Source organism: uncultured Veillonella sp., assembly GCF_938010505.1.
Classification (GTDB): domain Bacteria; phylum Bacillota; class Negativicutes; order Veillonellales; family Veillonellaceae; genus Veillonella.
Window position 1 is genome coordinate 1 of the sequence record NZ_CALLVP010000009.1, and the last position, 14452, is coordinate 14452.

At 37.6% G+C, this 14452-nt stretch carries 7 protein-coding genes; all 7 read left to right on the forward strand.

Going from position 1 to position 14452, the window contains the following annotated elements; translation table 11 throughout:
- A partial coding sequence (locus Q0507_RS00395; protein WP_298710748.1) for a hypothetical protein occupies positions 1-208 on the forward strand: 208 nt, incomplete at its 5' end.
- Positions 192-701, forward strand: coding sequence for a hypothetical protein (locus Q0507_RS00400; protein ID WP_298710752.1), 510 nt, complete (start codon positions 192-194; stop codon positions 699-701). The genes Q0507_RS00395 and Q0507_RS00400, both read left to right, overlap by 17 nt.
- Complete coding sequence (locus Q0507_RS00405; RefSeq protein WP_298710754.1) at positions 674-1270, forward strand: hypothetical protein; 597 nt, start codon at positions 674-676, stop codon at positions 1268-1270. Before Q0507_RS00400 ends, Q0507_RS00405 begins: the two co-directional genes overlap by 28 nt.
- Positions 1271-1273: 3 nt before the next feature.
- Positions 1274-3484 (forward strand): transglycosylase SLT domain-containing protein, encoded by a 2211-nt coding sequence (locus Q0507_RS00410; RefSeq protein WP_298710756.1) that lies wholly within the window; start codon positions 1274-1276, stop codon positions 3482-3484.
- The gene (locus Q0507_RS00415) at positions 3484-11586 is read left to right on the forward strand and encodes a hypothetical protein (protein ID WP_298710758.1); all 8103 of its coding nucleotides are present in this window, start codon (positions 3484-3486) and stop codon (positions 11584-11586) included. Before Q0507_RS00410 ends, Q0507_RS00415 begins: the two co-directional genes overlap by 1 nt.
- Positions 11587-11644: 58 nt before the next feature.
- Positions 11645-14152: a glycosyl hydrolase family 28-related protein gene (locus tag Q0507_RS00420; RefSeq protein ID WP_298710760.1), complete on the forward strand. Its 2508-nt coding sequence runs from the start codon at positions 11645-11647 to the stop codon at positions 14150-14152.
- A partial coding sequence (locus Q0507_RS00425; protein ID WP_298710762.1) for a hypothetical protein occupies positions 14152-14452 on the forward strand: 301 nt, incomplete at its 3' end. The genes Q0507_RS00420 and Q0507_RS00425, both read left to right, overlap by 1 nt.

Below are 14452 nucleotides of genomic sequence, written 5' to 3' on the forward strand. Positions count from 1 at the left end.
TACATTTGACAAAATGGATGATATTACATTACCACCGAATGAACTATTTACTGGCGACAAGCCTGTAATTTTACCTAAAATGGGGACAAATTATTCAACAGATACATCGATATGTATAAAGCATAGTGATCCATTTCCATTTAATTTATTATCAATAACTCGCATAGTTGAAATTGGCGGAGGATTAAGAGATGTTCCGGGACTATAAAATTGACGAAATTGAGCCTACACGGCGAGATAAATTAATTCATGACCTAGAAGTCAACCTAAGGGCGATAGATTCCATAGAAGTCAAAGAGGTGAATCGTTTATATCCTTTCAAGGATTTCTGTTCCGAGATTTGTAAATCTGATTATGATAGCCATGTCGTTGTAGAAGACGATGTGGCTATTTGCGTATATGGGATTGCAAAAGAACCAGTTAACGGAATGTATGTGATTTATTTTCTAGGCAATAAAGTATTAGAAAACGATATGCGATGGCAGATGCGTTTTATCAAATTAAGCAATCAAGTTATTGCTGAATGGTTAGAAACTCGTGAATGGCTATTTAATTACGTTCACACAACTAATATTAAAACAAAGCGATGGCTCGAATCGATTGGGGCCGTTATTCATCCAACTGTAAAAGTTGGCGATTTAGAATTATTCACTCTCAAGAAGGAGGACTTTATATGTGCTTACCCGCAGCGGCAATCTTAACCGCAGTCAGCACCGGAGTAGGACTGATTGCGCAAAATCAACAAACCAAAGCGCAAGTTTCGATGTACAACGCTCAAGCACAAGCGGCAGAAGCTAATAAGCGAATATCTGACCGTAAGCAAGAGCAAATTGCCATGCAACAGTTGCAAGAACGGGACAAGATGGATAATCGCATGCGCCTTGTAGCTGGAACGAATGCGGCAGAAGCAGGGGCCGGTGGGTTGCAAATGGCAGGATCCCCATTACAGTTAATGGCATCCAGTTACGATGAATACAACAAAGACATCTATAATTGGGAACAGAATAAAAACAATGCCATTTACAACGAATATTTGAATGGTATGAACTATCAGAATGAAGCTAATGCTGCACGTGCTTCCGCTAAGAATGCTCGACGTCAAGGCAATTTAGCAATGGTAGGCAGTATTCTTGGCGCCGCATCATCTATGTATAGTCTCAAACAGCAATATGCAGGAGGCAAGATGAAGACTACATATGGTGGTGACCCTGTGGGGTATACAGATAGGGGGCCGGTAGTGACTGTTAAACGTGATTACAAAATGAGGTAGGATATGAAATTTGTTAATTATGATCCAGCTCAAAAATTAAATACAATCCAAGGTGGCACACAAGCTAGCGGGAATGAAATGGCATATGGCGGTAATCAACAAGGATTGTCAAATTTAGGCAAAGCGATTGGTGATTTAGGTTCGACTATGCTACAAATCCAAAAACAAAAAGAATTGGTAGATGTAGTAAATGCGGCTAATGAATATACAGAAGCCATGAATCAGGCTATGTATGACCCTGAAAATGGTCTTATGAACCGTAAAGGAGAAAATGCATTAAATATTCCTACTGATTACAGCGAGATTGAATCTGTCAAACGAAATGGGATTCTTAGAAAATATCATTTTAAGATGACAGATTCGATTAATGCATTTAACAAAATTGTTGATAACGACAGAATAAATACAATTAATACAATTAATCGATATGTTCGTGGCCAATATGAGGATAGTGCCATGAAGGCGTTGAATATGAGCATTCAAAACATCGCTAATAACGGTGTTGTAAACAGCAATCCTGATTCATTTGGACAAACTATGCAACAAATAAGCGGTAGCGTTCATGTTCAACTTGCTAATCTTGGATATGACGATAATACGATTAATCTTCAAGTTAAAAAGGCGCAGCAAGATACTGCAGTTACCATGATTGAAAAGAAAATTTCTGATGATGATTTAGACGGTGCAAATAAGATGATTAATGCCGCCGCCGAATCTGGGCTGATTGATGAAAAGGAAATTATGGGGTATCGTCAAAAAGTACGTAATGCATCAATGGTATTAGCGACATCTGATGATAGTAAGATTGATAGTATTATTGGTGAGTTTGACCCTAATGACCCTGATTTGCTAGCTAAAGTTACCGATAAGTTGTTTAGTAGTGGATTCGGCAAGGTAGCTGGTGCTAGTGCATCCAATGCGACTGTGCAAGATGTTATGAATGCTGTAATGGGGCAAGAAAGCGGCGGCAATGCTAGTGCGGTTAATGGTCGAACTGGTGCATATGGTTTATTTCAAATCATGCCTGACAACTGGCCAGAGTGGTCAAAAGAGGCTGGACTTGCTGGTGCTGATATGTCAGACCCAGAGGCACAAAAGAAAGTGGCTGCATTCAAACTTGGTCAATATGTACAACGTTATGGTGTAGAGGGTGCGCTTGTTGCTTGGTATGCTGGCGAGGCAAATGGTGAGCGTTGGAGAGATGGTGCGCCTGATGCAATAGATGGAAATGGCGGTCATTATTCATGGGATGCACCGCAAGGTAATGGTGATGAGCCTAGTGTTCGTCAATATATGCAAGAAACAAAAGCTAGATTGCTTGGTGATGGTAAAGCCCAAGAGGAAACACCAGCTGAAGCACAAAAGCGTAAGGACATGATTCGACGAAACGTAGCGACACGGTTAGAAGTGATGGCTAAACGCAAAGCACAAATTCTTGAAAACCAAAAAGTAGAGATTGAGCAACGTGTAGCAGCGGCGGTAAAGAATGGCGCTACTGATGTTGAAGTATTGAAGATGCGACAAGATTATGCAGAAACACATTCTGAATATCAACGAGCAATGCAAGGACAGTTAAACCAAGCACAGATTTCTGCAAATAAAGCTGCCGCAAAAGCATTGCAAGCAAAAGAGGCTAATGTATTAGCAGTTAAGACTGCTATTTCTAATGGACAGTTTAAAAGCATGGATGATTTAAACAACTTCATGGGGCAAATGGGTGTGTACTTCACACCGCCACAACTAGCACAAATCAACCATGAATTTGATGAATATTCAAATGGTACTGGAAAGTATTCCCCTGAAATGTCAGGGATGAAAAGTAGCATAGAAAATTTAGCTGGTAGAAAAATAGATGGTGTTGAATGGCAAGGTGTATCAACCGCAGTTTATCCTAAAGTACAAGAGTTTAGGAAACAACACGGCTATGATCCATCACCAGCACAACTAGCACAATGGGGTGCTGATGCGGTAGCAGAACAAACAATCGCATCTACAGAAACTGGTAAATATTGGGGTGTAGGTAAACGTGCTAACTTCTTTGGTGGTAGAGGGGCTGCATTATCTTATACTGATGCGCAATTAGCATCACAAGGTATGTATGGTTTATACAACACAACTGGTGCAGATGGTCAGCCATACTACGTTTATAAAGATGCTAGGGGCGAAGAATACACCATTACACCAGAACAATTAGCTGAAAGGTTAGGTCAATAATGAATAAGATTACACCTGAACAAGCGACAAAGGGTACATTTGGAATTAAATCTAATGCAAATGTAGGTTTTGTTGGTGGTGTTCAACAAGAAGTAACAGACAATTCATATAGTAAAGCTATAGGTAACGCAGTTAGTGGTATTAGTGATTGGGTAACGAAAGACCCATCAACCGCTACAGTCGATGTAAATGCAATGAACGCATTAACACAAACTGATGTTACACCGCAACAAAGCGAGAACTTTGTAAATAAAGCTAGCGAAATATTACAACCGGCCATGCATCGTGCTGAACAAATCTATCTATGGAATAAAGAAGATTGGAGCCGGTCTGCTATTGATAGTGGTGAAAAGCTAGGCATTAATCCAGATTTAATTATGGCAAGTGGACAAGAAGGTATCAGACGTGCTGAATTGGCTGCTGCACAATTGGATAGAGGGAAAACTATTCAAGAGATCCGTGATATGTATCCGGAACTTAATAACATAAATTATAAAAGTTCTGCTGAAGCTATTACTGCATTACGCAATCTTGAATCCATCAATAATACTCATGGGGTATTCGATGCGGTACAACAGAATGTTTGGTCTATGAACGATCAAATCTTGCGCGCACAAGCCGGTTATAAATTATCTCAAGAAAATGACCCTAATAAGATTGCTGAATTAACAGCTGAAATTGATCGTTTAGATAATAATTTATCAAAATATAGACAATCCGATGGCAGTAGTATTTTAGAAGCTGTGATTGGAGAAACTGCAGCGCAAGGGTATATGATGGCTGTACATGCTATCAAAGGGTCAAATCGTGCTGCAGAAGGTATGGCGTTAGGTGCAGCTACTGGTGCTGCTGCTACTGCGCCAGTAGGGGGTGAGGGTGCTATTCCGGGTGCATTAGTTGGTTTGAATACTGGCATACAAGTAGGTATGGCAGAACAAATGTATCAAATGTCATTCGGAAGCAAGTACCTAGAATTAATCAATAAAAAAGATAGTAACGGCAATCGTATATATTCTGATGACGAAGCAAAAAAATACGCTATGTCTTTTGCGGCAGTTGATGCAGGTATTGAATTTGTAGCGACTCGTGCTATTGGTAAAGCAGCATCTAAAATAGCTCCTAAGTCTGCACTTGCTAATGCAGTTTCAAGAGGGACTACTAATGCAGCTGAGACATTTAATCGTGGTATTGGTGTTACTGCTGCACAGGTGGCCAAGAGTTCTATTAAGGCTGGCGCTCCAGAACTATTTGAGGAAGGCCTACAAGACGTTAATGAAAAGTTGCAGCATAATTTGTGGCGTAAATCGAATGATCAAGAGGGTCCATATTCTGCAGGTGATATGTTCGTAGGTGCCGGTGAGGCCATGTGGCAAGCACTACCAGCGGTAGTTGGTTTCGGTGTAATTGGTGGCGGCATTAGTGGTGTTCGTACAATGAAAGCTTTTAAAGACTTTCAAAAGTTATCACCAGAAGAACAACATATGGCTGTTATGGAAGAGCAAAACCGTAACGGTCATGTTATCATGCAGAACCTTAAAAACGATGCTGCAGTTAATAATTTGGCAAAAGAAAACCCTGAGTTATACGGAAAAATCGTACAAGCTCAGGGGGATAATATAGGCGTATCTACCGCTTATGTTAATGTCAATGAAATGGCTGAAACCGAAGAAGGTCAAGCGGCTATTCGTAATATGGTAGATGCAGGATTGGTAACACAAGAGGATGTATCCAAGGCAATTACTGCCGACGCTCCAATCGAAATACCTATCGGGTCCTATGCTCAATTAAGCGGTGGTTTATCGGAAGAAACAGTTAAGGCATTGGAAGAATCTTCTTACTTTACACGTGGTGGATTATCCATGAAAACTCTTGAGCGTGCAAAAGAAGAAGTGCATGCTATGAAAGACCTTGTTAAAGATGATACTGAAAAACGTGCAGAGCGTGTTAAGAATGATATTATTCGTTCCTACTTTGATGAAACATCTGACATAGATAAGGAAATGCTTGATGTGGTTCTTGCTGATCCAACACACATTAAACAAACATTTAACAATGTGTATAAGGAATTAACCGAGCAATACAGGGAACAATATACAAGCGATTTCGATGCTATGGATTCAGATTTAGAGGCGGCACGCACTAGCGGTGTAAATCCTACATGGTTAGGCGAAAACAAGCCACCACGTTCTAATTCAGAGCGTAGACGAATGGCGTATCAATCTAGTCTTGCTCGTACGCAAAGTGCATTAGCTGATAATCCTGAAGCACTTAATCAAGCAGGAGCCCATTATGCTGATATGGAGCATACACTTAAACAGATTGAATCGCTAGAATCTATGCGAGATAAGCTGTTTGAACTTGCAGATAATGATATCGCTTTACGTATGCAACTATCTAAATCTGGTTATGAAGTATATCAATCACTTAAATCCATAATGAGTGATGAAACTGTAGACCGTAAACAACGTGATACGGCGGAAGCTAATGCATTACTTATGGCCCAACATGCTGATGTTATGGCAGATATTATGCGACGGGCAGGACGTGGTAACTATACCGCCATGGATTATTTCAATACTGTTCGTGTACAAATGAACGGTGGTACATATAATAATGGGTATGCACAACCATTACAAATGCAGCAAAAAATAGAAACGGATATAAAGAATTGGGGACAAGTAGTTGATGATCAATTGAGTGGAAAACAAATTAATCGAACTGTTCAAATAATGGATTCTCCACTCGTATTACAAATGTTAGGATTTGACGGCGATGTCATGATTGATCCGAGCATAATTCATAAAGTAATTACTGGGAAACACGCTAATCAAATATCAATTGATGACATTAAATTATTACCTAAAAAAATAGCAAATCCAGTTGCTGTATTTAAAAATTATAATGGGCGTTCACAAAAAGTAGTTCCTGATGAAGCAATCCTTGTATTAGATATGTATGCTAAAAACGGCAACCCAAATATAAATGCAAGCGGTGAGAACATCCAAGTTGTTATTACATTTACTAAAACTGCTAATGGAACGAATATAAATAAAATTAAAACCATTACTCCAAGACGTAATATTAATTGGTATAATCAACAAATCGCAAATGGCAACTTGTTATATGCGAATACAAAAAAAATAAACCGTCTAGTAACGGGTAGCAGGCAACAAATGGCCCAACCGGTTACTAAACAGTTTATTATTAACAATAGTATACCAAACGAAAAAGATTTAGACAAGCTCCGAAAACAATATAATTATCAATACTATCAATCTGCATGGCATGGTTCACCACATAATTTTGATGAGTTTGATTTAGGCGCTATCGGTAGTGGTGAAGGAAATCAAGTTCATGGTTGGGGTTTATATTTTGCTAAAGATAAAAAAGTATCTGATTTATATAGGAGTGAACTATCTTTAATTCATGGTGTTGATAAAGGCACATTGTTTAAAGTTGATATACCAGATACTAAAACAATGATTGATGAGCAACAATCGTTAAATGTTTTAAGTAAAGAAACGAAAGAAAATTTAAACGCAGCAATTAATGCTTTGCCAGAACAAGAAAAAGAAGTATTTATCAATGAATATACAAATAGTCCTTTGTTTAACCATTATGCTAAAAAAGAAATTGATGAGTTAGATAGTAAGTTTAATCAACTAGATGATGAATACCGTTTACTCAAAGATAAATACCTTGATGAATTTCTTAAAGAAGATCTTAACACGATTACACAAAGAAACCTAAATAGATTGTCCGAAAAATACAATATCGATTTAAATGCATTAAAAGAAAACCCAAATACTATAAAAGATATAAAAAATCAACTGGATACCATGTGGTTTAATGCTTTGGTAGAACTTGGTACGACTAAAGAAAAATATAGGGAGAGCTATTGGGGTAAGTATAAAAAAGATTTTTCTGCACTATTAAATGATAGTGGTATAAATGGTAGAGATTTTTATCTGGCATTATCAAAAGCGCTAGGTAGTGCAAAGCAAGCGTCAGTACATCTTAATGAGTATGGTGTCAAAGGTATTACTTATATTGGTGCGCAAGATGGACGATGCTATGTAGTGTTTAATGACAAGGCTATTAAAGTAATTCAAAAATACAATCAATCTATTAATGGCATGACGCAAATTAATAGTCCTACTGACCGCCTTATTCAAATCTTCAAAACGGCTGACCGGTCAACATTCCTACATGAAATGGGACACGTATTCTTTGACGACATTAAGAACCTAGCTGAAATGGAAAACGCCCCAGAGCAACTTGTTCTAGATTGGAACAAGTTGAAAGAGTGGTCTGAATGGGATGATGCGAAAGGTGCTGACAATACAAAGGCACATGAAAAGTTCGCTCGTGGATGGGAAGCATACCTTCGTGAAGGTAACGCACCTACTAAAGGATTGCAACGTGTATTCCGAATGTTCTCTAAATGGCTAACCCGTATCTATCGTGCGGTGACACGACTAGGCGGATTGCCACCGAAGGAAATTCAAGACATCATGGCGCGTATGATCGCTACCCAAGAAGATATAGACGCCTACACAAAAGAACAGGCACTTGAACAATTTGAATCTAGCAAGTTATTTAAACAGCTCGATGAAGCCGAACAAGCAAAGGTTCAAAGCCATATTGCCGACGTCGGGGAAATGGCGAAAGAGCGTGTTATGAAACGGTATATGAAGGAATTGGAAAGTCGCCCAATCAAAGAATGGAACGATGAAAAAGATTCCATTCAAGCCGATATTGAAAAGCGTTTGATGGAACAGTACCCAATCTACAAAGACCATCAACGCTATAATGCATTTGGTAAAGATGCATTAGCCAATACTCGATATGGTATGCTAAAAGAATTAGAAGCTGCTGAACGTGAGCAAACTGGATTTACGTTTGACGAAGCTATTAATCAGGCTATGGAATCTGCCGAGCAGACATTCATTGAAGATAACCATATTGGTAAATCTAATATAGAAATTGCTGAAGAATGGCTATTATCTTCAGACGGTCAAATGAAGTTAACTGAAGAGGAAACAAAAATCATCAAGTCACAAACCAATCGTGACCTTGCTAAAAACTGGGAACTACTCGATAAGTTAAATCGACTTGAGCCTAATTCAGAAACAATCGAATCTGAGTTAGAACCAATCGAAAAACAAATTGTTGATGATAACAAAAAGGTAGCTAAAGAATTAGGCGCTGTGTCAAAAGAACTCGATTCCGCACAAGATCGTATTGAAAAGCTAAAAGCACAATTACAAGAACGTATTAATAATGTACGTGCTATTCGTGATAGTGGTGTAGGTGTGATTAGTGATTATATGAACCGTGCTAGGCAGGAATTAGGCGATTTGACCTTATCCCAAGCTAGTCAATATAAGAAATATCAAAACCAAGCTATTCGTGAAGGTAAGCGTGCTGATAGGGCATTGGCGGTCAATAAACTGGAAGAGGCACTACAAGCTAAACAATTACAACTCTTAAATCAAGCGAGAGCTCGTGTTGCGTTTGACAATGCACTCCGGATTAAAAAATTAAGAACTAAACTGCTTGATAACCTCAATAGAATGACACGTCCTAAAAATCCGATTGCTATTGAGCCTAACATGAGATACTTCTATGCTCATATGGCTTATGAAATGGGGCTTACCAAGTATGACGGACTAGAACCAGTAGACGGCTTTAATATGAATGCGGTAATTAATGCATTAGATCCTGATGCGGATTTACTAAATGTAGAAACATCATTTAGATTTGATAATTGGATTATTCAAATATTTAATAGCGAAGTGCCGTTAGCATTCAAAAATCTAACTGTATCGCAATTAAATTCCTTAGAAGAATTAATGACGGGGATTTATAAAAGTGGTAAGCGTGATTATGATGGGGTTAGTTTAAAAAATAATAAAGGCGATATGGTTTCATCTACTGATGCAGCGTTAGAAATACTAACCACTGCAAGTAATATATTTGGCAAAATTACTGAAAGTACAATTAATAAAGAGAATAATAAAAGCTTTTTAGATGCTACGCTTGGTAAATTTGCTAATGGGATGTTGGAATTAACTCAAATGAAAACAATCCTTAGACGTCTGGATGGCGGTAAAGGTGGGCCAGCTGAAACTTATATCTACGATACAATTAATCGAGCAAAGCAACAATTTAATGAACGGATTGAATTGGCCACTCTCCGTATGGCAAAAGATATTGCAATATATTCTAAACGCGAATTAAATGATATTCGAAATATTAGAGGATATCAGGTTGGTGATTTATATGGCTTAACTAAGGAAAAAGTAATTGTACTAGCACTCAATTGGGGAACACAAAACAATCGACAGCGAGCTATGGCTACTGCTAATTGTAATGAGGTAGAAATGGAGCGCTTATTCCAAGAAGTATTAAATGATAAAGACTGGGAATTTATCATTAAGACGTGGGATCATATTAATTCTTTTTACGTTGAACGTAGCAAAGTTCAAGAAGATTTATATGGAAACCCTTTAAAAAAGGAAGAAGGCATTACATTCTCTATTGGCGGTAGGACCATTGATGGTCAGTATTATCCAATTGTGTATGATCCTAAAACAAGTAGTAAATCAAGTAATCAACAAGTAGAAGATGTTGCAATGCAAATGATGAGTAGCAATGCCGTATTTGGATTTGGTATGAGTGCAACAAAATCAAGAATGAATATTGTACAAGGTAAACAATTATTGTTAGATTTTGACGTTATTCCTAAAGCACTTACTGAATCTGTAAATCACATAACAATGCGTCAACCTGTAATTGATGTCAATCGATTATTATCTAATAAAGAATTGGCTGATTACATAACAAATAAATTCGGTAGTGATACATATCAATACATGAAACAATGGGTTCGTGATCAATGGGCATCCGAAGTATCTCGACTAAGTGAATTAGATAACTGGATTTCGATATTAAAGCGTAATGCAGGTGCTGCCGTCATGGCCGGAAACTTAAATGTATCCATCCAAAATATTGCCAATCTCCCTGTTGCAATTCAACAACAGGGCGCTTCAATTGTATTCCGAGCTATCAGAAATGCAGGCCTAGGAATATATGGGAAGGGTACAAGGAAAAATATAGAAACAAGAGAATTTGTATTTGGTAAATCATTTATGATGCGTGAGCGAGTTCAAACGCTAGATAAAGATATGCGTAAAGGTTTATCAATTGGTGGTAAGGGATTATCAGTCAAAGGTGTTCAAGTAGGTGGATATAAATTAGAACAAGCTATTGACATTAAAGATACTATAAACAATTTTGGCTATAGTATTATTGCCGAAACAGATTTAATGTTATCTATACCACTATGGAAAGAAATTTATGATGTTGAATTAAGTAAATTAATAGAAACAGAAGGCATTTCTGTTGAGTGGGCTAATCAAAGGGCTATTGAAAAAGCAGATAAAGCTATTATAGATGTATTTGGTACAGGTGATGTGAAAGACCAAGCAGCTATTCAACGTCGCAAAGGTTCCTTTGCTAATTTTGTAACAGCGTTTTACACCTATGCAAATACACTGTGGAACATGCAATTAGATGCCTTTTATGCATTAAAAGATAGAGGCGATTGGCAACAATTTATTAGTGTTTTACTTTGGGATTTAATGATGCAAGCAGTTATTAATATGGTTTTAAAAGCCATTACTAATGGTGATGATGACGATCCTGAAAAAATGGCCAAATCTTTTGTATCTGAATTTGTATCTCAATCTACAATGGGCATTCCTCTTGTTCGTGATGCAATCAGTAACGCAATGAGATTTATCATGGGTGAACGTGGATTTACAAGAGGTAATGGTCCGTTGGCATACAGTATTATAGATAAGTTAGAAGATGTTTATACAAGCATTAATAGTAATAAGCGTGATTTTACTGATGTAGGAAGAGCTGCTGGACAGGTTGCTAATCGTATTGTCGGATTTAGTGATACTGCTAGTGATGCTATATTTACATTAGCCAAATATGGATTAACCGATATTGATGCAGAACTTGAAGACTTGCTATTTTCTGTAATGTTTAATAAACGACTTAAGTCTAAAAAGGAAAAGAAGAAACAATAAAAGTAAGGACTACCTATTTTAGGTAGTCCTCTTTATATGCAAAGAAAGGCGGGATATTGTGATTCCACAAGTCAACAATCCAGTTGTTCAATATCAATGTGATGGGGTAAACAAGACTTTTATTTGGCCATATGATTTTAACAACATAAAAGACATTAACCTTATTCTAGTTGATGAAGACGGCCGGCAAACAGAGCAAACAGGAAATATTCTATATGATGCACAGAATAAAACCTTAACGTATCCAAGTATTGGTGACCCATTACCGGCAACCCATAAAGTTGTTTTAATTAGGCGCACTCCAATTTCTCAAACGACAGAATTATCTAATAAATGGCCATATAATCACATTGAAGACATGAGCGATAAAGTCATATTAATTCTTCAGGAATTAAAAGAACAACTAGATCGCACATTGCAAATTCGTGTAGGTGCTGATGAAGACCCGAATCAAGTCGTAAGAGATATTGTTGATAACTCTCTAGTAGCAGCTAAACAGGCAATTGAGGCAGCATTAACAGCAGAAACTAAAGCGCTTGAAGTAGAAAAAAATGCAGTACAGCTTAATGCCATTAACGACAATATTAATGCATTATCTCAAACGGTAGATGATAAATTAGCAACTGCTAATACGGCACTTATTCAAAGCGCTGATACGTTTGAAAAAACACAAGTATTAGCAGATAACACAAAGGCATATGCGGCACAAGCTGAAACTGATAAGAAAAATATCAATGATTTGGTTACAAAAGCTGATGCCATTAAGACCGACATCAACAATAAACAAATCGCTAGTACAGGCAATGCCAAGAAAGCGGAAGATGCAGCCAAACGTGCAGAGGTAGCAGCTGCTAAAGCTGAAGAAATAGCAATACCGGGCGGAAAAGGAATTGTAACAAAATCCGAAGCCGATGCTAAATACATTGGAAAAGAATCGCTAAATGGTATTGTGTCAGTTAAAGACTTCGGAGCAGTTGGCGACGGTGTAACCGATGATACTGCTGCATTTAAACGTGCTAATGATAATTTGGCCAATAAAATTTTATTAGTGCCTAATGGACAATACAAACTAACTGAACATTTAACCTTTAATACAGTGGGTTCAGTTATGGATATGGGTGTATATACCAATATCAAGCCGTATTATCCAACAGAAACACCAATGCTAAAAGGGGCATCCAATATTGCGTTGGTGAAAAACATTACGTATGATGCGGAGGTAAATCAATGCCAAGGATTTACCTATAACTCTAAAAAGAATGTATTCATACTCGCTTGTGTAAATGGCGAAGGTACAAATCAAATTCTCTATGAATTGAATCCGGATACATTTGAAAAAGTAGGTACCTACAAATTCACGGATTCTGAACGTCTAGGGCATTGTAATACCATGACATACAATCGGTATACAAATAAGATTTACATTACCAATGGGCTTAAAAACGGTAATAATTTGACGGTTATCAATGCCGACACTATGGCAATTGAAAATACTATTACATTGCAAGAAAAAGTATTCAACATTGACTATGATCCGATTACACGGACATATGTATCCATTGTACCTATCGCCGGCAATCAACGAGTACGGACAATCAATTTGTATAATGATGACTTCAAAAAGCTCAAGACTTATCAAGTCGATTATATCTATCCGGATATGAATAATAACGGGGCCTTTATGCTAAACGGTGCAATTATGTCTGCAACGCTCGGTAGTTTAGTTGAATGTACACCATTCGGAACAGTTAAACAAATTATTGAGATTAACCGTGAAACCGAAATCGAAGATATTGCTTACTATAACGGCAAGTTCTATTTTGCAGTACTAACTCAAAAGCCAAACAGACGTCACCAAGTAGATATTTATGTAGGTGACCCAAATTACGACTTTGAAAACTCAATCAATATGCAACGGTTGAAAAATCTTGATTATTTAGGCCTTGGTGGTGGCAAGATGAAAGGCCCAATCATCATGCCAAATAATACCTCTGTTCAAGTAGTTGATACTAAAGGTAGCGCTCATCATGCCGTTAAGATGTCAACTAGGGATTCCATTGAATTTGGTATGAGTGACAACCGTACTATATTCTTAGGGACCTCAATTGGGTATCACGATGCTAACAAAAATAAAACGTTTAGAATTTTAACTGAAGATGATGCATCATCTACTGGTACATTAGTTTCTAAAAAAGATGCAGATGCAGCATATCTAGGTAAACAAGGCAACCAAGTTATCCCCAACGGGGGGCTTTCTGTTAAAAGGGGATTTGTTTCATATGACGATGTAACACAAATTGATGATTGGGCAGAGGATAATGCCAATCGATTAATTATTAAACGAGTGGCACAAGCAAATGGAGCCCCACAAAATGGAGTTTTGCTCGAATACAGTCAAGGAAATGGTCAATGGCGTGGACGATTGTTTATTGCAGATAATGGCAATGATGGTGTATATTATGGGGGTTTTTCTGATGGTCAAAATAAAGGCTGGAAAAAACTCTATGGAGAAGGTCAGCAAAACATAATTCAATTTGCCAATGGTGCAGAATTGTGGGTGGAATAATGGCAGTTATCAAAACAAAAACACCTAATGGGCAGATACAAACATACAATTTAACAGATAATTCTAAGGACACGGGTGGTAATTACATCTGTGTCCATTTTAATGGGCAAAACTTGTATGCGAGAGTTGCAGAAAATCGGACGCCTTTAAATGTAGTTAAGCCGAATGGTGACAAAGGATATGTGCAGTATGACCCTATAGGTTTTAACACATGGAAATGGGAAACATGGCATGTCGAAAAGTTTAACCGATGGTATGTATATTTACCAAAAGGTAAATATCGAGTAACAATCACGGCAA